Origin of the sequence: Streptomyces rimosus (assembly GCF_008704655.1) — a bacterium.
Classification (GTDB): Bacteria; Actinomycetota; Actinomycetes; order Streptomycetales; family Streptomycetaceae; genus Streptomyces; species Streptomyces rimosus.
In genome coordinates this window covers 8,828,070-8,847,326 of sequence record NZ_CP023688.1, presented here as the reverse complement: position 1 = coordinate 8,847,326, position 19,257 = coordinate 8,828,070, and the positions used below count along the sequence as shown (strand labels likewise).

Annotated in this window: 20 protein-coding genes and 2 pseudogenes; 11 read left to right on the top strand and 11 right to left on the bottom strand. The window is 71.2% G+C overall.

The features are described 5' to 3' along the window. Nucleotides 1-52: 52 nt before the first annotated feature. The 3 genes from CP984_RS38740 to CP984_RS38730 form a co-directional block, all read right to left on the bottom strand. The gene (locus CP984_RS38740; RefSeq protein ID WP_078605164.1) at nucleotides 53-412 is read right to left on the bottom strand and encodes an STAS domain-containing protein; all 360 of its coding nucleotides are present in this window, start codon (nucleotides 410-412) and stop codon (nucleotides 53-55) included. 94 nt (nucleotides 413-506) lie between these two features. Beyond that, nucleotides 507-773 carry an STAS domain-containing protein gene (locus CP984_RS38735; protein WP_129820874.1) on the bottom strand — a complete coding sequence of 89 codons (267 nt, stop codon included), beginning with the start codon at nucleotides 771-773 and terminating at the stop codon, nucleotides 507-509. A 594-nt stretch (nucleotides 774-1,367) separates the two neighbouring features. Next, entirely contained in the window at nucleotides 1,368-1,757 is a 390-nt protein-coding gene (locus tag CP984_RS38730) for a barstar family protein (protein ID WP_003979468.1), read from the bottom strand. Between the two features lie 298 nt (nucleotides 1,758-2,055). Between CP984_RS38730 and CP984_RS38725 the strand changes: the two genes are divergently transcribed. Together CP984_RS38725 and CP984_RS38720 are read left to right on the top strand one after the other, a co-directional pair. Further along, nucleotides 2,056-2,733, top strand: a complete 678-nt coding sequence (locus CP984_RS38725) for an ANTAR domain-containing protein (RefSeq protein ID WP_003979469.1) — start codon at nucleotides 2,056-2,058, stop codon at nucleotides 2,731-2,733. A 51-nt stretch (nucleotides 2,734-2,784) separates the two neighbouring features. Continuing rightward, nucleotides 2,785-3,555, top strand: a complete 771-nt coding sequence (locus tag CP984_RS38720; RefSeq protein ID WP_003979470.1) for a GAF and ANTAR domain-containing protein — start codon at nucleotides 2,785-2,787, stop codon at nucleotides 3,553-3,555. Nucleotides 3,556-3,643: 88 nt separating this feature from the next. Here CP984_RS38720 and CP984_RS38715 read toward each other — a convergent pair whose 3' ends face one another. Both CP984_RS38715 and CP984_RS43125 read right to left on the bottom strand, forming a co-directional pair. Then, a complete protein-coding gene (locus CP984_RS38715) occupies nucleotides 3,644-3,790 on the bottom strand; it encodes an ATP-binding protein (protein ID WP_139679709.1) in 147 nt (48 codons plus the stop codon). A gap of 279 nt (nucleotides 3,791-4,069) precedes the next feature. After that, nucleotides 4,070-4,411 (bottom strand): annotated as a pseudogene (locus CP984_RS43125) (IS701 family transposase); the annotation flags it as partial. A 131-nt stretch (nucleotides 4,412-4,542) separates the two neighbouring features. Here CP984_RS43125 and CP984_RS38705 point away from each other — a divergent pair. Further along, the gene (locus CP984_RS38705; RefSeq protein ID WP_003979472.1) at nucleotides 4,543-5,775 is read left to right on the top strand and encodes an amidohydrolase family protein; all 1,233 of its coding nucleotides are present in this window, start codon (nucleotides 4,543-4,545) and stop codon (nucleotides 5,773-5,775) included. Here CP984_RS38705 and CP984_RS38700 read toward each other — a convergent pair. Then, complete coding sequence (locus tag CP984_RS38700; protein WP_003979473.1) at nucleotides 5,747-5,989, bottom strand: helix-turn-helix domain-containing protein; 243 nt, start codon at nucleotides 5,987-5,989, stop codon at nucleotides 5,747-5,749. The genes CP984_RS38705 and CP984_RS38700 overlap by 29 nt on opposite strands. A 161-nt stretch (nucleotides 5,990-6,150) precedes the next feature. Beyond that, a pseudogene (locus tag CP984_RS43085) lies at nucleotides 6,151-6,381 on the bottom strand (nSTAND1 domain-containing NTPase); the annotation flags it as partial. A gap of 131 nt (nucleotides 6,382-6,512) precedes the next feature. On the opposite strand from CP984_RS43085, the gene CP984_RS38695 reads away from it, so the two are divergent. Next, entirely contained in the window at nucleotides 6,513-8,024 is a 1,512-nt protein-coding gene (locus tag CP984_RS38695; protein ID WP_003979475.1) for a GMC family oxidoreductase, read from the top strand. A 284-nt stretch (nucleotides 8,025-8,308) separates the two neighbouring features. Here the strand turns inward: CP984_RS38695 and CP984_RS38690 are convergent, their stop codons facing one another. Next, nucleotides 8,309-9,274: an NAD(P)-dependent alcohol dehydrogenase gene (locus CP984_RS38690; protein ID WP_003979476.1), complete on the bottom strand. Its 966-nt coding sequence runs from the start codon at nucleotides 9,272-9,274 to the stop codon at nucleotides 8,309-8,311. A gap of 101 nt (nucleotides 9,275-9,375) precedes the next feature. On the opposite strand from CP984_RS38690, the gene CP984_RS38685 reads away from it, so the two are divergent. After that, entirely contained in the window at nucleotides 9,376-10,056 is a 681-nt protein-coding gene (locus CP984_RS38685) for a TetR/AcrR family transcriptional regulator (protein ID WP_003979477.1), read from the top strand. Between the two features lie 367 nt (nucleotides 10,057-10,423). On the opposite strand, the gene CP984_RS38680 is transcribed toward CP984_RS38685, so the two are convergent. Continuing rightward, on the bottom strand, nucleotides 10,424-10,759 hold the full coding sequence (locus CP984_RS38680) for an ArsR/SmtB family transcription factor (RefSeq protein WP_003979478.1): 336 nt from the start codon (nucleotides 10,757-10,759) through the stop codon (nucleotides 10,424-10,426). 172 nt (nucleotides 10,760-10,931) lie between these two features. Here CP984_RS38680 and CP984_RS38675 point away from each other — a divergent pair, with 172 nt between their 5' ends. After that, entirely contained in the window at nucleotides 10,932-12,074 is a 1,143-nt protein-coding gene (locus tag CP984_RS38675; RefSeq protein ID WP_003979479.1) for an FAD-dependent monooxygenase, read from the top strand. 497 nt (nucleotides 12,075-12,571) lie between these two features. Here the strand turns inward: CP984_RS38675 and CP984_RS38665 are convergent, their stop codons facing one another. Beyond that, on the bottom strand, nucleotides 12,572-13,435 hold the full coding sequence (locus CP984_RS38665) for a LysR family transcriptional regulator (RefSeq protein ID WP_086026178.1): 864 nt from the start codon (nucleotides 13,433-13,435) through the stop codon (nucleotides 12,572-12,574). A gap of 93 nt (nucleotides 13,436-13,528) precedes the next feature. Here CP984_RS38665 and CP984_RS38660 point away from each other — a divergent pair, with 93 nt between their 5' ends. The 3 genes from CP984_RS38660 to CP984_RS38650 all read left to right on the top strand — a co-directional run bounded on the left by CP984_RS38660 (nucleotide 13,529) and on the right by CP984_RS38650 (nucleotide 15,934). Further along, nucleotides 13,529-14,269 carry an SDR family oxidoreductase gene (locus tag CP984_RS38660; RefSeq protein ID WP_003979481.1) on the top strand — a complete coding sequence of 247 codons (741 nt, stop codon included), beginning with the start codon at nucleotides 13,529-13,531 and terminating at the stop codon, nucleotides 14,267-14,269. Nucleotides 14,270-14,483: 214 nt separating this feature from the next. Next, nucleotides 14,484-15,140 (top strand): rhodanese-like domain-containing protein, encoded by a 657-nt coding sequence (locus CP984_RS38655; RefSeq protein ID WP_003979482.1) that lies wholly within the window; start codon nucleotides 14,484-14,486, stop codon nucleotides 15,138-15,140. Nucleotides 15,141-15,316: 176 nt separating this feature from the next. Further along, nucleotides 15,317-15,934, top strand: a complete 618-nt coding sequence (locus tag CP984_RS38650; protein WP_003979483.1) for a hypothetical protein — start codon at nucleotides 15,317-15,319, stop codon at nucleotides 15,932-15,934. On the opposite strand, the gene CP984_RS38645 is transcribed toward CP984_RS38650, so the two are convergent. Then, entirely contained in the window at nucleotides 15,913-16,755 is an 843-nt protein-coding gene (locus CP984_RS38645) for an AfsR/SARP family transcriptional regulator (protein ID WP_003979484.1), read from the bottom strand. The genes CP984_RS38650 and CP984_RS38645 overlap by 22 nt on opposite strands. Before the next feature lie 202 nt (nucleotides 16,756-16,957). Between CP984_RS38645 and CP984_RS38640 the strand changes: the two genes are divergently transcribed. Both CP984_RS38640 and CP984_RS38635 read left to right on the top strand, forming a co-directional pair. Then, nucleotides 16,958-17,716: an IclR family transcriptional regulator gene (locus tag CP984_RS38640; protein ID WP_003979485.1), complete on the top strand. Its 759-nt coding sequence runs from the start codon at nucleotides 16,958-16,960 to the stop codon at nucleotides 17,714-17,716. 193 nt (nucleotides 17,717-17,909) lie between these two features. Continuing rightward, nucleotides 17,910-19,118: a cytochrome P450 gene (locus CP984_RS38635; RefSeq protein WP_003979486.1), complete on the top strand. Its 1,209-nt coding sequence runs from the start codon at nucleotides 17,910-17,912 to the stop codon at nucleotides 19,116-19,118. Nucleotides 19,119-19,257: the final 139 nt, after the last annotated feature.

Genomic DNA, 19,257 nt, shown 5'->3' with positions numbered 1-19,257 from the left:
GCTACGCAGACGCCCGTGGCGGCCGATGCCGCAGGGTCGTTACGGGCTCGCTTCAACCACCACGCTCTTGCCTCACCGGACCAGGCGGCGACTTGCGGGCCGCCCTCGAAGGCAGCAGCTCGATCGGTGCCGGCACCGCACCATTGCCGACATGCAGGCGCAGGTCGCCGGCGCGGCGTCGTATCCGGTCGCGGGTGGCGACCACCAGCGCCGCCGCGACCAGGTCCAGCCGGGTCACGCGGGTCAGGTCAAGGTGAACGGTCCGGCCGGGAAACCGCTGCGCAAGTTCCCGCAGGCACTGCTCCAGCACGGGGCGGGTGGCGGTGTCGATGGCGCCGCTCAGGCGCAGGCCGAGCGGACGTATCGTCCAGTGCACCCGTAGCGCCTGCGGGCGGGACGGCAGTCGAGGCATGATCGCTCCAGGGTCCGGGGAGCTGCGTTGATCTTCACTTCTGGTGCGGATCCGTGCCCACACTGGGTGGGTACGAACCGCACAGTGCGTGGCCTCAACAGCCCGAACATCGTCCGGCCGGTAGCCCGTCGGCGGCCACAGGGGTGAGGGCGTCGGCAACCGTGGGAGCGGGCCGCAGCACCGCCGCAATACCGGTGACGTGCAGCAGGCACAGTGTCAGTACGCGGTCGCACACCACCCGCAGCCGTCCGCTCCGTGTGCGAAGACGCTGATGCGCGGACAGCAGTAACCGTAGTCCGGAGCAGCCGAAGAACGCGGCCGGACGCAGGCCGAGCAGCACGGCCGACTCCGCAGCGTCCATGACCGCCATGACACGGCCGCGCGCCGAGAAGGTGCTCGCGAGGCCGGGTCGAACTCACCGTGCAGTTCGAGCACCGTGGCATCGCCGATCGCATAGCCGCACAGCCGCCAGCGGCCGGGGAAGCCCGCCGGGCCTGGGGATACGGCGGCCAGATGGCGGTGCCGGCGGTCGGACATGCGCTCTCCACCGTGAAGCAGCCGGGCAGGTAACAGCGCTCTGCGGCCAGCAGGGCGCCACGGGCAGCACACGAGCAGCGTAGCGGCGCCAGCCCGGCCCCTGGGGCGCACGAACGTTCGTGCTCACCGCATCATTCATCTGTCAGCGGCCTGCCCGGTGCCAAAGGGGAGCGGCTCTCTCGGGGCGAGGGGCTGCTGTCGAAACGCACGGGACGGCCCCGGTGTCCTATGCGTGCCCCAGGGTGCAAAGCAGCCACCGGGGTTGCGGCCAGGTCCGCGGCACCCGCCTGGTCGACCTCGTCAAACCATGGGTCCTGAGCTCGTGGCCACGGCCTCCGGCATGGACCCGCAGGCCGCCCTCGTCCATCTCGCCGATCACGTCGATGCCGGGAGGCTCCCTGAGCCGCGAGCAATCCCGCTACTGCAGGCGCAGAACACCTGGGGCACGGCTCTCGAAGATCCCGACGAGCTGGTCGAAGACGGTCTGCCCGCGGCCGTCGTGGGCGGCGGCCAACCTGGCTTCGACAGCCGCCCGGTTCGAAGGGTGGCACCGCGCCAGGCGAAGCTCCAACTGACGTACCGTTTCCGGGTAGCCGAGGTGCTCGCGCGATACGGCATGGTCGTGCCACTCGACGACGTAGTCATCCGCTTCGGGCCCCCCGGGCCCGCCACTGAGGCAGTCCGCGAAGGCGTCGAGGTTCCGGCCGAAGTACTGGCGTCCCGGGCTGTCGAACGCGTCCATGAGAACCCACCAGAAGTCATCCAGCGATCGAATCGAAGCGCCGTCCAGCACGAATATGGCCATCACGAGCCGCAGGATACGTCCGCCTCGGAGTCACGATCACCTGGATCGAACCTGTGCCGTCCAGGCATCGCCTCGCACGGATTCGCCGGAAGATGTGCTTTTTCGAGGACGACCCGTTCGAGGCGATGGCGACGCTGTTCTGCTCCTCGGGTCCGGTCACCTCCTGGAACAGCAGCTCCGATACGGATTTGAACGGTACTTTCCGGTTGATAGGCTCCGCGGCGCTTCGGCGCCACTACTCTGCGGGTACGGCGTGTGACCGCCTTCGGAGTCGGCGCGCCATCGTCGCAGGGAGGCCGCGATGGAGGACGCGGGTGTTCTGCCCCAGCTGCTGGACGGCCTGGCGCAGGCCGCCGAAGCCGAGGAACGCCGCCGGTGGGCGCAGCGGTGCGCCGACGCCCTGGAGCTGGAAGGCATAGCGGCCTCGCTGAACTCGGAGCTGGTGTGGTTCAGCAACGACACCAGTGCCCGGCTGGAGGACGCGCAGTTCACCCTGGGCCAAGGCCCCGGCCTGGCCCCGGACTTCGACCAGGTGCCCTACCAGGTGGCCGACCTGGGCCAGGCGGCGGACGAGCGGTGGCCGCAGTTCGCCGCCGAAGCCCGCAAGCTCGGCGTGCGGGCCGTGTTCGTCTGGCCGCTGCGGGCCGGCGCGGCCCGCTTCGGCACCCTGACCGGCTACCGCAGCCGGCCCGGCCCGCTGACCGGGCGGCAGGCGCACGACGGACTGCGGGTGGCCGATGTGCTGGCCGGGCGGCTGCTGGCCTGGTGGCCTGGCGCCGAAGCCACCCACGGAGGCCGGGGGGCCGCAGGTGCGGTGGAGGTGCACCGCATCGAGGTCTATCAGGCCGCCGGCGTCCTCAGTCACCGGCTGGGCATCGCGGTCGACGAGGCACTGGTGCGGCTGCGCGCCCAGGCGTACGCCGCCGACCGGCCCGTCACCGACGTCGCCCACGACATCCTGCGCGAGCTGCCACCGTGACGCCCGGCCCCGCCCCGCCACGGGGTTGCTCACCGTACGAGGAGACACAGCATGAGCAGGGAAGAAGCCATCACCCGGACGTTCGTGGAACTCGCCGACACCCTGGTGGACGACTTCGACGTCATCGACTTCCTGCAGCACCTGACCACCCGCTGCTGCGAGATCTTCACCCTCGCCGACGCCGCCGTCCTGCTGGCATATCCGGGCCCGGACCTGCACAGCCCTGCCCCGTGCGACCCCAGCCCCGCCCTGTCCAAGGTGCTGGACCTGGCCCTGCGCGAAGGCCCCGGCCGCGACGCCTACCGCACCGGCGCCGCCATCGCCCCCGGCGACCTGGCCCGCGCCCCCGCCGACTGGAACGACTTCACCCCCCAGGCCCGCGACGTCGGCTACACCCACGCCTGCGCCGTGCCCCTGCGGCTGCGGCGGCAGACCCTGGGTAGCCTCCTGCTGCTATGCACCACCTCCGGCCCGCTGCCGGCCGACGACCTGCTCGTGGCCCGCGGCTTCGCCGACGCCGCCACCATCGGCCTGCTCAACGCCCGCACCCTGGAGTACGCCGAGTCCGTCAACGAGCAGCTGCACACCGCCCTGCACAGCCGTATCGTCATCGAACAGGCCAAAGGCTTCCTGGCCTCCCAGCGCCGCATCCCCCTCAACACCGCCTTCGAGGCCATGCGCCGCCATGCCCGCCAGCACTGCGTCAGGCTCACCACCGTCGCCCACAACGTCATCACCACCGGCCAACTCCCCCAGCCCCCCAACACCCCACCGGCCAACCAGCGCCCCGGAAAACCCGCCCAAAACACGCCCTCCGAATGACGCACCGCCGGCTGCCGAACCGGCACCGGCAGCCGGACCGCCCACAGGCGGCCGGTGACGCAAGACAGGGCTGCAGCACCGCCTCCTGTCAGGCCCCCAGGTCGGTGACGAGAGCGGAGGCAGGAGCCCTGAGCATGGCGCGCACGGTCTTGCCGCTGCCGGAGACGGCACGTACGTCCAGCGCCTGAGCCAGGGCGCGGACGATTACCAGGCCGCGCCCACTCTCCTCGCTCATCTGCGCCGGACGCAGGCAGGACCACCCGCGAGGCGCAGCCAGCAAGAACTACGCGTGTGGCAGATGACGTTGGTGACCAGCTCGGTAACGACCAGCACCACATCGTCCGGATCAGCGCGACTGTACTGATGCAGATCTTTTCGGGACAGGAAGGCGGCGGTCAGCCAACGGGCCCGACAGGCGGACTCCCGCGCGCAAGGCAGGAAGTATTCGGCGCAGGTCCTCGGGATGCGGGCGCGGCAGGCGCTCCCTCCTCGCGGCCCGGACGCGCGGACGATGCCCGGTTCGCGCACGCCCCACAACTGGCAACACAGTAGGCAGAGTTAGTTGCGGAAGATGCGCCAGCACATATTCACGCACGTCATCACGCACACGGTCGGCATCCCCCCGGCCCGGCCGAGAAGGTGTTGCATGCCGTCCGGACCCGCCTCACCGGACCACTCGGCAATCACCCAACAGTTCGTGCAGCAGTTCGTGCGCGGCAAGACCGACAGCAGACCCAGCACCAGGCCCTCGCCCGGCGCCAGAGCCCCACCCGCGAGAACCGGCCCGCTACCCGCCCATCAGGATCTCGAACGCCTCTGGCCGACAGGCGGGGTCTACGCTGTGCCCCGCGGCCACCACGTGATCTCAGCCTGCACACCCCGATGATCGGCAATGGCCGTACGCGTCTCTCAGCCGACCCCGACACCAAGAGCGCGACCTCCGGCTGAAGTAAGAGCAGTCACCAAGAGACAAGGAGACACAGCCAGGTGGTCGCCAACGGCGAACAACAACACATACAGGGCCAGCGGATCTGGGCGGTCCGCGCGGCGCGACTGTTCGACGGGCACGCGTTGCGAGCGGGGCGCCCGCTGGTGCTCATCGAGGGTTCGCGCATTGCCGGTGTCGATATGACGGGAGCGGCCCCCTCCGCGGATCTGCGCGTTGTGGATCTCGGCGATGCCACGCTGTTGCCCGGGCTCATCGACTCCCACGTGCACCTGGCCTTCGACCCCGACGACAGGTCGAAGGAGGCGATGGCGGATGAGGATGACCACACCACCCTGACGCGCATGCGCCACCACGCCGGGCAGCACCTGCGGGCGGGCGTCACCACCGTACGAGACCTCGGCGACCGCCGCTTTCTGGCCCTATCGCTCCGTGAGCGCTACACGGCAGGCAGCGAGACGGGCCCGGAGATTGTTGCCGCCGGGCCTCCCAACACGCGTACGCGGGGACACTGCTGGTTCCTGGGAGGCGAAGCCGACGGCGTCGCGACGGTGGAGGCCGCCGTCGAGGAGCGGATCGCGCGCGGCGTCGACGTGGTCAAGGTCATGGCGACCGGTGGTGTGACCACTCCCGGATGGGGGCCGCATCAGTCGCAGTACTCACTCGACGAACTGGCCGCCGTGACCCGGACTGCCCATGCTCACGGCAGGGCGGTCACCGCGCATGCGCACGGTCGGCAGGGGATGGCCGATGCCGTGGCCGCCGGCGTCGACGGCCTGGAGCATGCCTCCTTCTTCACCGAGGACGGTGTCGAGCCCGACTGGAAGACCGTTGCGGCCGTGGTGGAGGCAGGCATCTTCATTGGCGCCACCGAAGCATGGCTGCCGACGGGCGCGATGGTCGCACCGCACATGGCCGAGCGCGTGGTGCAGCGCGCCGCGAATTTCGCGCGGATGCACCGCGAAGGAGCCCGGCTGGTCTGCTGCTCCGATGCCGGTGCCGGCCCCCGCAAGCCCCACGGTGTGCTCCCGTACGGAATCATCCACTTCGGCTCGCTCGGCCTCACCCACGCCGAAGCCCTGGCCTCGGCCACGTCCCTCGCCGCACAGGCATGCGGGCTGGCCCACCGCAAAGGAAGGGTCGCCGCTGGCTACGACGCCGACCTCATCGCCGTACCCGGCAACCCGCTGCAGCACCTGGAGACGCTGCTCGACATCCGAGCCGTGATCCGAGCCGGAACGATCGTCAGCGGGAGAACGGCGTCCTTGCCTTAGCGGGTAACTGGCCGTCCGGCGCCTTGGCCTGGGCGGCCTGCAGCGTCGCGGACGAAAGAGAGCGGCGCAGGACGATTGTGGCCGACCCTGACAATCCGCCCCCGGCGAACCGGCCCCGCCACTTGCGCACGCTGTCCAGGTGCAGGCCGGTCTCCCGGGCGACGCTCGCGTTGGAGCGGCCCCTGGCCGTGTGCAGCACGATGTGCGCCCCCATCCGGGCCTGGTGGAAGGTCTTGTGGCTCGTACGTCATCTTCTTCAGCCGATGCCTTTGCGAGGCGATCAGCGATATCCGACCGGCGGAAGCAACCGGCAAGGCAGGCAAGGCCGATCAGCAGATGTGGATCTCCTGAGCCAGGGCCTGTGCGGAGTCGTGATCACGCTGTGGCCGGCCACCGATCGGGGCGCCTGGAAAGAGGTGGCGTGCGCTGGGCAGCGGCCGGGCTTCGTCGTCGTCCGACGGCGTACGGAGCAGCGGGCGGTGGAAGTAGCGCGCAGGTCGGGAGGATCAGTCCGGCGCGCAGGAGCGAGGACTCACCACTGCCAGACGGGCCGGCCAGCACCGGCAAGGGCCTCTCGCGCACCCTGACCATCAGCTGCTGGATGAGGTCGTCCCGGCCGACACGGTGACGGAATCAAAGGGCGCGTAATCTTCCCGCCGTGCGACCGTGATGCTTCGATACCTGATAGCGGCTCGGCGAAGCCGTGCAGGAGTGACGACGCTCCGAAGGAGGGCCGCGTGCCGGCATTCGACTTCGTCATCGTGGGCGCGGGGACGGCCGGCTGTGTGCTGGCGGCGAGGCTGTCGCAGGACGTGAACACTCATGTCCTGCTGATCGAGGCGGGTGGCTCACAGGTGCTGCCCGCGCAGACCTCGCCTCCCGTATGGCCCACCCTGCTCCAGACCCCCGCGAACTGGGGAGACTTCACCGTCGAGCAGTCGGCCACCGGCACATCCGTACAACTGCCGCGAGGGCGCGGGCTCGGCGGATCTTCGGCGATCAACGGCATGGTCTTCACCCGCGGCCACCGCTCCGGCTACGACCGGTGGCCCAGCCAGGGCGCCAAGGGCTGGGGCTTCGACGATCTGCTGCCGTACTTCCGGCGCAGTGAGACCGCGGTGGGCCGCGATCCGGCACTGCGCGGGATCGACGGCCCACTGACCGTGGGACCCGCCAACCCGCCGCATCCGGTCATCGAAGCGTGCCTGGAAGCGGCCGCGGAGACGGGGTATGCCAGGGCCCCCGACATCAGCGGCGGCCTGGAGGAGGGCTTCGGACTGACGGACCTCAACATCGTCGACGGCAGGCGGCAGAGCGCCGCCGACGCCTATCTCGCGCCGGCCCTGGAGCGGCCCAACCTGAGCGTCGTGACCAACGCCCTGGTGCGGCGGCTGCGCATCAGCGGCGGGCGCTGTGTCGGCGTGGAGTACCGCACCGGTACCGACGAGGTGAGCGTCGACTGCGCGGGTGAAGTCGTCCTGACTGCCGGTGTCATCGGCTCCGCACAGCTGCTGCTCCTGTCGGGGGTCGGCCCGCAGGCCCATCTGGCCGACGTGGGCCTCACGACCGTCCTCGACCTGCCGGGCGTCGGCGCCCGGCTCCACGACCATCCGATCGTCAGCGTCACGTCGAGCGCGGCCCGCCCGCTGCCGCCACGGCGCAACAACCACGGCGAAGCCATCGGTCTCATACGCAGCGATCCCGCTGTCGAAGAGCCGGACCTCCAGGTCGTCTTCGTCGACGTGCCTTCCCACCTGCCCTCGGGCAAGGACCCCGAGGACGGCTACACCATCGCTGTCTCCGCGATCCGCCCGTACAGCCGCGGCACGCTGCGGCTGGCAAGCGACGATCCCGGTGCGGCGCCGGTGCTCGACCCGGGTTTCTACACCGACGAGCGTGACCTGACGGCGGTCGTCGCCGGTGTGCGGCTCGTCCGGGAGATCGGCTACGCCCCGGCGCTCGCGCCGTGGCGTGGTCGGGAGGTGGTTCCCGGGCCGGACGCGGACGACGACGATGCCGTGCGCGGGTTCGTCCGCCGGACCCTCACCTCGTACTGCCATCCGGTGGGCACCTGCCGGATGGGGGCCGATCCCCTCTCTGTCACCGGGCCCGACCTGCGGGTCCACGGCATCGACGGACTCCGGGTCGCCGACGCCTCGGTGTTCCCGTCCATTCCGTCGGCGAATACGGTCGCCACGGTGTACGCCGTGGCCGAACGAGCCGCGGACCTGCTGCGCGGCACCGCCTAAAGGAGGGCATCGCCATAAGCGTGCTGCCCGCCCGGCTGACGGAGCGGTTCGCCGTCCCCCACCCGCACGAGCTGTCGCCGCACCGCCTGCCCGCCGCCGGATACCTTTCCAGGCGGAGTTCGGGCCTTCACGTGAGGCCGCGGAGCCAGATGACCGCGCCGCGGAGGTGGAGTGCTGCAGGGTAGCTCTCGGGGGTCTTGTCGTAGCGGGTGGGTGCGCCACGAGGCGACCGTCCTCATCGCTGCCGTCAACGAGTGGCTGTGACGCGCACCTCCACAGACGTCCTACGCGACCCTGACCACGTACTTGCCCTGGACGCCGCCCGCCTCCAGTGCCCGATGTGCCGCTGCCGTCTCCTCCAGGGGGAAGACCGTGTCCACCGCAGGGCTCAGCTTGCCCTCGACCACGTGGCGGGCGAGGTCGTCGAAGTCCGCCCGCGTGGGGTTGCCGCTGAAGAAGCGCACCCGGCCGTGTCCGTGGACCGTGCTGGCCGCGAGGTAGCCGAGCGACGCAGCGGGCCGTTTCATGTCGAAGGCGATGGTGACCATGCGCCCGCCCGGATTCAACAGGCGCCGGAAGGCCCGCAGGTCGGTCCCCGCGGTGTCCAGGACCACGTCGAAGCGGCCCAGTTCCGCCGGCCGCACGGCCCGGTGGTCGACGGCCTTGTGCGCGCCGAGCCCGCGGACGAAGTCGAGGTTGGCTGCGCGGGCCAGGGCCGTGACCTCGGCGCCGTACGCCCGTCCGAGCTGGACGGCGGCGTTGCCGACACCGCCCGCCGCGCCCCGGACGAGGAGTCGTTCGCCGGGACGCAGCCCTGCTTTGTCCCGCAGCGCGGTGATGGCCGTGGTGGCCACCGGCAGCGCGGCGGCGTCCACCGGGTCAAGGCCGTCGGGGAGCCGGCCGACCCGCTCGGCGGGCACGGTCACGTACTCGGCGGCGCTGCCGAACCCGGAGGTGCGGCCCAAGACCCCCCATACGCAGTCGCCGGCCGCGAACCGTGTGACTCCGGCCCCCCGTACGGCGACCTCGCCGGTGAAGTCCAAGCCGACGCGCTTGGGGAATTTCCGGCCGCTCAGCAGGCGGAGACGGCCGGCACGGACTGCCAGTTCGCCGCCGTTGACGCTGAACGCGCGCACCTTCACCAGGACCTCGCCGGGGGCCGGCTCGGGGCGTGGCACGCGGCCCGTATAGAGCACATCGGGGCCGCCATAGCGGTCGTAGAGCACGGCCTTCATCATGCGGTCCTTCATCGTTCTGCCTTCGTCGCCGGGTGCCGTACAGGGATCTGGCACCGACCGTAAGCTCTTAAGTGGACGCAATCGTCCGTTTGGACCGGAAGTGAGAGACAGTGATGGCGGAATCCTCTCGGATCACAGCCCGGGACGGGGTGCGGGCGGACGCCCGGCGCAACCGGGAGCGCGTCCTCGTCGCCGCCCGTGCGGTCTTTGCGGAGCACGGGATCGACGCCCCGATGGCGACCGTGGCGCGACGGGCCGGGGTCGGCGTGGCGACGCTGTACCGGCATTTCCCGACCCGGGACGCCCTGGTGAGAGGCGCGTTCGCGCAGCAGATGGAGACCTGCGCGCGGGCGCTCACCGAGGCTCTGGCCGCCCCTGACCCGTGGCAGGGCTTCCAGCAGCTGGTCGAGACGGTCTGCGCTCTGCAACGGGAGGAACGCGGGTTCCCGGCCGCGTTCGTCGCGGCCTTCCCGGAAAGCACGTCGGAACACGCGCAGTCCCGGCAACACGCCGAGCGGGACTTCATGACCCTGGTACGCAGGGCCCAGGCGTCGGGCGCGCTGCGGGCCGATTTTCACCCTTCCGACCTCGCCGTGGTCCTGTTGGCACACTGCGGTCTGGTGACCGCCCTACCGGATGACGGTGCAGCGTCCCGGCGCCTGGTGGCCTATCTGCTCCAGTCGTTCCGCACCGACCCGGCCAACAAACCGCTGCCCCCGCCGGCTGCACTGACACTGCGCAGCCTCCCGATGGCAACTGACGGCCCCCAGGGGCAGTGCCCCCCACGAGCCTGACAAGAAGCGGTACCTACCGCAGGGCACCTCAGTCCGACAACTCCACTTTCGCAACAGGCCCCAGCAGGATGGCTTGGACTCGACACGCACCCGTCCACCAGGAGCTTCTCCACGCCCGGTCCCCGCCCTCGCCCCCAGTGGCCCTGCTCCGCACGCAGGTTGAGGAAACCTCAGTGGGGGTGGGCGTGAGGGAGCGCGCGCCGAAGTGATCGGCGCCGGTCACGAGCGCGGGACGGTGGTCGAAACGACACCGATCCATTCGTGTCCGCGTCGTGCTCGGCTACCTGCGAGCCGGGCGCGAGCTGGATCCGGCCGAGCTTGCGGCTCAGGGCCGACTCGGACTCCCCTCCGGTGTGCTCAGCTGTGCTCAGCGAGGAGCACTACCGCCGGGGGACTCTGCTCCCAGGAGCGCGAGCAGCCCGGGGAATCTCTTCTCGATGTCCGCGCGTCGTAGTCGGATGCCCTTGCGGTTGCCGTAGTCGATCTCCTCAATGAGACCTGCCTCGCGCAGGACCCGGAAGTGGTGGGTCTGGGTCTGCTTCGAGATCGGAAGATCGAACGAGTTGCAGCCCCGCTCGCTGTCGCTGCGGTCGGCTGCCAACTCCGTCATCACCGAACGACGGTGCTCGTCGGCGAGGGCGCGGAACACCGCACCCAGATCGAGCGCCTCGGCCTCCGGGCCGACCAGGTTCCTCCCGGCCACGCCACACCTCCTTCAAGTACGACTTGCATCGTACCTGAAGGACGTGCTCCACTTAGGTACGAAAATTTCCGTACCTTGCCCCGGGCTGTGCTGCCCCGTGCCGCCGCGCCCTGAGCCCCGGCCCCGGCACTCGCCGGGGACCTGGTCATCGACACTCCGAGAGGTCATCGTCATGAAGAAGCCCGAGGTGCTGATAGTCGGTGCCGGAATCGCAGGGCCCGCACTCGCCTACTGGCTCTCCCGCAATGGATACCGGCCGACGGTCGTCGAACACGCCCGGCAGCTGCGCTCCGGTGGTAGCGCGATCGTCGTGAAGGGGCCCGCGATCCCGGTCGCCGAGCGCATGGGCATCCTCCCGCAGCTCCGCGAGCTCGCCACCCGCAATCGGTCGCTGACCCTGCTCGACCCCGACGGCAGGCGAATCCTGCAACTCCCGCTCACCTCGGACCAGGCGCCGACGGTCGAGGTGACCCGAGCCGACCTGTCCGAGGTGCTCCACCGCTCGGCGCAGACCGAGGCCGAGTTCGTGTTCGACGACACGGTCACCGCTCTCGACCAGGATGAAGACGGGGTCGATGTCACCTTCCGGCGGTCCGCGCCACGGCGATTCGACCTGGTAGTCGGTGCCGACGGGATGCACTCCACCGTTCGACGCCTGGTATTCGGCCCCGAGCGGCAGTTCGCGGGCGACCTGGGCCTGTACGGCGCGACCGTCCCGCTGGAACCCGACGCCATCGAGGACCCGACCGAGATGACGATGCTGACCGTGCCGAACCGGATGCTGGTCCTCCACCCCTCGCGGACCACCCCGCTCGCGATCTTCACCTTCCGGGCCGCACAGCCGGCGCCCCACGACCGCAAGAACATCGCCCTCCACAAGCAGACCGTGGCCGACGCCTACGCCGACGTGCGATGGCGGGCACCGGAACTCGTGGCGGCGTTCCTCGACCACCCGGCTCCGTTCTTCGACCCCCTGACCACCGTCCGGGTGCCCTCGTGGTCCCGCGGACGGGTCGTACTGCTCGGGGACGCGGCGGCGGCGACAGCCCTGCTGGGTGACGGGTCCAGCATGGCGATGGCGGGCGCGTACGCCCTCGCGGAAGAGCTCGCCGCCCATCCCGGTGATCACGCCCACGCCTTCGCCGCCTACGAGTCGCGGCTCCGCCGTGAGGTAGGTCCGCGGCAGCGACGCGTCGGCCTGCTCTCCAGGCTCATGGTGCCCCGCACCCGGCCGGGCCTCGCGGTGCGCAACGCCGTGGGCCGCGCGGTCGGCCGCACGAACCGGATCGCCTCTCGCGAAGCCGCGAACCGGTAGACCGGGTCCGCACCGACCGGTGCATAGCTCCGCGGTGGCTCGCGGCCGGCTCGGCGCCGCCATGTCCGACGAGCCCGGCGGGGCAGGCCATCGCCGATGCGGCAGGTCGGCTGCTGTCGGCCTCACCCACCGTTCCCGGCGCTCGCCACGACACCGGTGCTGGCGGTGACTACCCCCCCCCCCCGCGACGCGGAGGTGAAGTGCTGGACGGACAAGGCGTATCGATGCGCCGGCGGCACCACCCGGGCGCCCTTCCGCGGCCTGCGTCTCAAGCTGCGGCAACGTCGGCACAACAGCACCCAGGCCAAAATCCCTTGCCTCGGCGAGCAAGTGGCCGCCCTGAAGGGCTGGCGCCTCCGGCGGAAACCCCGCTGTAGCACCAACCGAGCCACCGCCATCGTCAAGACCATCCCCGCCCTTCGTCACGCCTCGACCTGAGGTTGGAGAAGGCTCAGTGTGTCCTCAGGGTGATGGCGGCGAGGGAAGGCAGGAGAGGGTCATAGCCGCGTGGCCGTGCGGATCAGTGCGGCGAGGGTGAGGGAGCGGCTGTGTGGGGGCCAGGCGATGTGGGTGACGATGGGGGGTGCGTCGGTCAGGGGGACGGCGGTGTGCTCGGCCCATAGCCAGGCGCGGGCGGAGTCGGGGAAGACGGCCATGGTGCGTCCGAGGGCGATCAGTTGGGCCAGTTGTGTCTGGTCGTGGATCTCGGGGCCCGGGCCGGGCGGGTAGGTGCCGTGGCGGGGCCAGCGGGCGAGCGGAAGGTCGGGGATGTCACTGATGTCGGCCAGGGACAGCGTCTTGTGTGCGGCGAGGGGGTGTCCGGCGGGCAGGATGGCGATCTGCCCCTCGGTCAGCAGTTGCTCGCTGTCGAACCCGGTGAGGGAGTTGTACGGCGTGTGCATGAGCGCCACATCGGCGCGGCCGTCGCGCAGCATTTCCTCCTGCTCACACGTGCCGCTCGGCAGCACCTCGATCTCTGCGGCGTCGGGCTCGGCCGCGTAGGCGTCGAGGAGTTTTTGCAGCAGCTCGTGGGACGCGGCGGCCTTTACTGCCAGCACCAGGCGGTTGCGGGAGCCGCCCGGCCTGTCGGTGCCACCGGCGCGACGGGTGCGGCGAGGGGCAGCGGTGATCGCGTCGAGGGCTGCGCGGCCCTCGTCCAGCAGCACCTCTCCGGCGCCGGTCAGGCAGACGCCGCGGCGGTTGCGTTCCAGCAGGCGGACACCGAGGCGCCGTTCAAGCTGCTGGATCGCCCGGGACAGCGGTGGCTGGGCCATGCCGAGGCGCTCGGCGGCGCGGCCGAAGTGCAGTTCCTCGGCAACGGCCAGGAAGTACTTCAGCTCGCGGGTCTCCAAGGTGTCCACGGCCACAGCGTACGCCGGTGATACCTACCGGGTATGACAGGGCACCGTATCGGTGTTGGCTGCGCCGCTCGTCCGCGAGCGAGCATCAACGGCATGAGCGAAACGAAGATCGCGCTGGTGACCGGCGCGAACAAGGGAATCGGGTACGAAATCGCGGCCGGGCTCGGCGCCCTCGGCTACCGCGTGGGTGTGGGGGCCCGTGATGAGGACCGGCGCGAGGCCGCCGTCCAGAAGCTGCGCGGCGCCGGGGTGGACGCGTTCGGGGTGCCGCTGGATGTGACCGGCGACGAGAGCGTCACCGGTGCCGCGGAGTTGATCGAACGGCGGGCCGGGCGCCTGGATGTCCTGGTCAACAACGCCGGCATCTCGGGCCCGCCGACGGGTCCGGGGTGGGGCCAGGACCCGACCATGCTCGACCTCGACGTGGTCCGTACGGTCGTGGAGACCAACGTCATCGGTGTCATCCGGGTGACCAACGCGATGCTGCCGCTGCTGCGGCGCTCGGCGTCACCGCGCATCGTCAATGTCTCCAGTTCCGTCGGCTCCCTGACCTGGCAGGCCGACCCCGGCATCGACATCGGCCCGATCATGGCGGCCTACGCACCGACGAAGACGTACCTCAACGCCGTCACCGTGCAGTACGCCCGGCAACTCGCCGGCACGAACATCCTGATCAACGCCGCCTGCCCGGGCCTGGTCGCGACCGACTTCAACGGCCATTACGGGCCCCGCACCCCCGAGCAGGGCGCGGCCACGGCCATCCGGCTCGCCACGCTGCCCGACGGCGGCCCGACCGGCTCGTTCTTCAACGACGACGGAGTCATCCCCTGGTGAGCCCGGCCACCCCGTGCCGATCGCGGCGGAGAGCGGCACGGAAGGCTCCCCGTCGCCGCGAGCGCCTTGCCGATCCAGCAATCTTACTTGCCACTCGCCGACGCGTGCGCGCAGGCTGCATCTCAGGAAGTGCCGGCCCGCAGCCTGGAGTCGGTGCCTCCTGGTCGCAATTGCCTTACCGACAGAGGGGCGGCAGATGGATAATCGTCATGTTGTGATCATTCCGATCGAGATCGACGAGGAGAAGGAAGAGGCGTATCTCGACGCCTGGCAGGCTGCCGCCGAGGTGATGGCGGCGCAACCCGGTTTTCTTCGGACGTACATGTTCCGCACGATCGTTCCGGGAAGCAGGTTCACCCTCGTCAACGTGGCGGAATGGGAGTCCACCGCGCACTGGGAAGAGGCGATGAACGTCTGCCCGATGATGGGGCAGACGCTGGCCGTCGCCCACGCCTCGAACTACGAGGCGATCCGGACGGTGCTGCCATCCCCCCGGCGCGACGCCCGCACGCCCGCCGACCTGTCCCCCGCCGAGGCGCATCGCCGCGTCGTGGACGGGGAACTCACGCTGGTCGATGTCCGCGAGGACGACGAATGGGCAGCGCGTCACCCGGCCTGCGCCGTCCACGCCGCGCTCGGCACGTTGCCGGCCTCGCTGCCCGGACTGCCCGCCGGCCCGCTGGCCTTCATATGCCGCACGGGCGCGCGCAGCGTGCAGGCCGGCGCGCAGGCGATCCGCGCGGGCCGGTCCTCCGTCCACAACGTGGCGGGCGGCCTTGAGGCATGGGAGGCGGCAGGGCTGCCGGTCACCCTCCCCGGCCGCGAGGACGCGCTGGACAACGGCGACCGTGCCGGAACCGCCGCCCACTGAGCCGAAGAGGGCGCCCGGTTGGCCCTATTGGGGCTGATCGAGGTCCAGCTGCGCGGTGTCGGCCGGACGCACCGCCGGCGTCGTGCCATCCGCACCGTACGTATCCGCACTACGAGCGGCAGCCGGCGGCGCGCCCCGGGCCGGAGCAGCACTGTGCGGGGTGCGCGACCGGCGACGTGGCGCGCTGCACCTTCGACGGCGAGGTGGCCGAGCGGTATCTACACCACTTCGGCGGCCTCACCAAGGCCAGCCGGCAGCTGTGGCGGGTCACCACCCGCGGGCACCTCCACACCACCGGCCCGACCGGCGATGACAACCTGTGGCAGACGAAGGCCGCGCGCCCTGGACGAGGCCGCGATCAGCGAGTGCGGAATCCGCAGTCGGGTCGCGGCCTGGCGGTGGCTGCGGCGACGGCCCTGATGAGGGCCGTCCTGCCGACCGCAGACCCGTACGCCAACACCTCCGACAACCGGGCAGAAGTGGCTTCCTCGGCCGTGCCCGGCGGCGGCCTGCAACTGGTGTGGCTCCAGCACCCGCACCTGGAGACCCGGATGGACAGCCTCTGGCACGCCCAGCAAACGGCCGCCCACCAGGCCTTTCGCACCGTTACGGAAGCGCAGACGGCCCTCTCCCCCACGGCCAAGGAGGTCACCGCGACCAGCCGCACCTACACCCGCTGGGCACGCTCGACTTCGCGCACGACCCGGCGACGGTCGACCAGCCTCCACCCCTCAGCACCGCTGTTACGGCACCCGCCAATAAACAGCAGGCATCAATCAGCCAGAAGGAACTGACCGACAGAACCAGTTCGAGCATCCGTATCCGAGTCAGCAGACGCAGACGGCATATACAGCGCGCCTCTCGGGGGCCGGCCCAGCAGGATCCGTCGGTGCAGTTCCCGCAGGCCGTGGCCCGGTTCGGCGCCGAGCTCTTCCGCGAGGCGGTGCCTGAGCTGCGCGTAGCAGCGCAGCGCCTCCGCGCCGTCTCCCGCCATGTACAGGGCGTGCATGAGGGCCTCGGCGACGGATTCCGTCGTGGGGTGCTCGTCCAGCAGATCTCTCAGTTGCTGCGCCACGGCGGCCGGGTCGCCGCTGTGCACCTCGAGGTCCGCCAGGCGTACGGCGGCGTCCACCCGACGGCGCCGCCACGCCTCGCGCACCCGGGCCGGCCACGCACCGCGCAGTCCGGCGAGGGGTTCGCCGCGCCACAGGGCGAGGGATTCACGGAGCAGCGCGGCCTGCCGGTCCCGAGGCTGTCCGCTGACGCGGGCCAGCGCCACCAGCCGGCGGAACCTGCGCAGGTCGACCGCGTCGGGGTCGAGGTCCAGCTGGTAGCCGCCGGGCCGGCGCAGCACCGGCAGCCGTCCCCGGCCACCGGTGTCCCGCTCTTCTCCCAGGCGCCGGATGCGGCATATGTGGGCGTACAGCGCACGGCGCGCCCCTTCCGGGGGGTCCGCGCCCCACACCCGCTCGATCAGCGCCTCGACGGGCACCGGCCGGCCGGCGTCGACGGCCAGCGCGGCCAGCACGGCCCGGCGCTGCGGCGGCCCCGCATCCATCGCACGCCCCCGCAGCACGACTTCCACCGGTCCCGACAGGCACAGCCGCACCACCATGTCCAGCCCCCGTTCACCTTGTCTCCACGGTCCTCGCACCGGCGCCGCAGGGCGACAAGCTTTCGGCAAACTTTCAATCAATAACCGACCGTCAGTCTGAACCCGGACATGCCGGGCCCCACCGGAGGCGGCGGGCACCGGCCGGGAACCGATGCGGGGTTCGGTGCGCCCGCGAACTCCACCGGCAGACGGGAGTTGACACGTGTACCGATCGAACACGGCGACGGCGGTCCGAAGCAACGGCTCACCGCCGGCACCCTCGACGACCGGGGCGCCGGGGCGTGGCGTACTGGCGGGGGCCTTCGCGCTGCTGTCCGCCCTACGGCAGGCCGAGGACGCGGGGCTCACCACCCTGGCGTCCGCCAGCGGCCTGCCCAAGACGACGGCGTACCGGCTCCTGGAGCAGTTGAGCGACCTCGGAGCCGTCGAGCACCGGCAGGGCCGTTACCGCATCGGTCCGCATCTGTTCCGGCTCGGCCAGGGATGGCAGCCGTGTCCCGAGCTGCGTCCCGCCGCACGGCGGCCATCGCGGCGGCTGGCGTCCGTCACCGGGACGACGGTGGGACTCGCCGTGCTGCACCAGGGGCAGACGATGATCCTGGAGTGGACGACCGGACTCGACACGACGCTTCCGCCGGTGAACGACCGGCCGGTCTGGCCGTGGTACACGGCGGCCGGGAAGGTCCTGGTCGCCCTGTCCGGCCCCGAACTGCCCCTCGGCCCCTCGCGGGACTCCTGGCCGGACGAGGCTGCCGCCATCCGCCGGCACGGAGCCGCTTTCGACCGGGAGGAGGTGCTGGAGGGCGTGTGCTGCACCGCCGTACCGGTGCCGGTACGCAGCGGTCCTCCGATGGCGGCGCTGTGCGTGCTGACCGATCCGGAACACCGCCTGGACCGCCTCGCCGAGGCCGCCCGGCGGACCGCGGCCGCCATCGGCGCGGCGCTCGGCCACCGCAGGTGAGCCCCGCCCCGCACTCCCGGGGGTCCGCACCCCTGTCACCTGGCAGGCGCTCCGGCTGACGGCCTTGCTCCCTGTTCCGCTCAGCGGCACAGAGGGCGACAGGTCACCGCCCGGTCGGCAGGCTGTCCACGCCGGCCGGGTTCCTCGTACCGCGCAGGCACACCGCGCTCCAACGGTCTGCTGGGAGAGCCTCATGAAGTCGTCCGCGACGCGGTCCGGGGCCGGCGGACACGCCCGTACCCCGTGCGATGCCGCGGCCCGCGCCCACTCCAGCGGCCCGCTGGATCTCTTGCGCGCCGAGTTCGACGGCGTGCACGACGTGTGGCGCTCGGCCTCGGGAATGGTGTACGTGGCCGGCCCGGAGGCGGCGCGGGCGGTGCTGGGCAACCGGCCGGCCATCGTGGCCGAGACGTCCGACTTCTACCGGACCCGGCACGGCGTCTTCGGGCCGCGGGCCGCGCAGGCGGAGATCGGCCGTGCGGCCCGCGCCCTGATGCACCACCACCTCGACGCCCGGCGGTCGCAGCTGCCCCGGCTGATCCACGAGCGCCTCGCGCCCCGCAGTTCCTGGCCGGACGCGGGGAACCTGCTGGTCCACGAGCACCTGGCGGATGTCCTGCTGCACCCGGGCGCGCCGATCTCCCTGCGTACGACGGTCGGCAAGGTCGTCACCCGCGCCGTGCTGGCGGGTGCCCGCAGGCGCCACGCACCGCCGTCCAGGCTCCTCCTCCGCCACCGCGCGTCCGCCGCGCTGCAGGCCGAGATACGCGCCCGGCAGCACCGGCGACAGCACCACGGCGGCAGCGCCGGCCCCCGCGACCTGCTCGATGTCGTGGTGGACGGCTGCGGTCCCGCGACGGCATCCGACGATCTCGCCGAGGTCTACCTGTCTTTCCTGTTCGCCGCGGTGGGCTCCATCGGCTTCGCCCTCGGATGGTCGGTCCACCTTCTCGGCACCCATCCCGGCTGCCCGGCGGCACCGGACCGGATCGTGCGCGAGGCCCTGCGCCTGTGGCCGGTGGCCTGGCTGTTCGCCCGTACGCCGCTGCGGGCCGTGGAGCTCGGCGGGATGACGGTGACACCCGAGGACCAGCTCGCCGTGTGCACCTACCTGGTGCACCGGCATCCCGCGTACTGGGAGCGACCCGACGAGTTCCTCCCGCAGCGCTGGGCGGCACCCGTCTCCCGGGCCGCCTACCTCCCCTTCGGGCACGGGCCGCACACCTGCGCCGGAGCGACCGTCACCCTGCAACTCCTCAAGGACATCGTCGGCCTGCTCATCCATGACTGGCGGCTGTCGGTCATCCACGACGGCGGCGGTCCTCAGGTGGGCCCGGCGCTGGCTCCGCCGCGCTTCACCGCGGTGCTGAGCCCACGTGCCAACAGCTCCGGAAGGAGGTGAACTCCCATGCGCGCGTTGTACCGCCAAGTGAAATCGGCTCTCAACATCCGACGCCAGTACGAATACTTCTGGTACCTCTACCACCACATCTGACCGGCCCGGCGCGGGGACCCACGCCCGACCGGCTCCCCGCGCCACG

Bases quoted from the DNA above. Each gene is read 5' to 3' on its own strand.
- CP984_RS38635 (WP_003979486.1), top strand. From the start codon at position 17,910: ATGAAGTCGTCCGCGACGCGGTCCGGGGCCGGCGGACACGCCCGTACC.
- CP984_RS38720 (WP_003979470.1), top strand. From the start codon at position 2,785: ATGAGCAGGGAAGAAGCCATCACCCGGACGTTCGTGGAACTCGCCGAC.
- CP984_RS38735 (WP_129820874.1), bottom strand. From the start codon at position 773: ATGGACGCTGCGGAGTCGGCCGTGCTGCTCGGCCTGCGTCCGGCCGCG.
- CP984_RS38645 (WP_003979484.1), bottom strand. From the start codon at position 16,755: ATGGTGGTGCGGCTGTGCCTGTCGGGACCGGTGGAAGTCGTGCTGCGG.
- CP984_RS38725 (WP_003979469.1), top strand. From the start codon at position 2,056: ATGGAGGACGCGGGTGTTCTGCCCCAGCTGCTGGACGGCCTGGCGCAG.
- CP984_RS38685 (WP_003979477.1), top strand. From the start codon at position 9,376: ATGGCGGAATCCTCTCGGATCACAGCCCGGGACGGGGTGCGGGCGGAC.
- CP984_RS38660 (WP_003979481.1), top strand. From the start codon at position 13,529: ATGAGCGAAACGAAGATCGCGCTGGTGACCGGCGCGAACAAGGGAATC.
- CP984_RS38740 (WP_078605164.1), bottom strand. From the start codon at position 412: ATGCCTCGACTGCCGTCCCGCCCGCAGGCGCTACGGGTGCACTGGACG.
- CP984_RS38675 (WP_003979479.1), top strand. From the start codon at position 10,932: ATGAAGAAGCCCGAGGTGCTGATAGTCGGTGCCGGAATCGCAGGGCCC.
- CP984_RS38690 (WP_003979476.1), bottom strand. From the start codon at position 9,274: ATGAAGGACCGCATGATGAAGGCCGTGCTCTACGACCGCTATGGCGGC.
- CP984_RS38715 (WP_139679709.1), bottom strand. From the start codon at position 3,790: ATGAGCGAGGAGAGTGGGCGCGGCCTGGTAATCGTCCGCGCCCTGGCT.
- CP984_RS38700 (WP_003979473.1), bottom strand. From the start codon at position 5,989: ATGGGGGCGCACATCGTGCTGCACACGGCCAGGGGCCGCTCCAACGCG.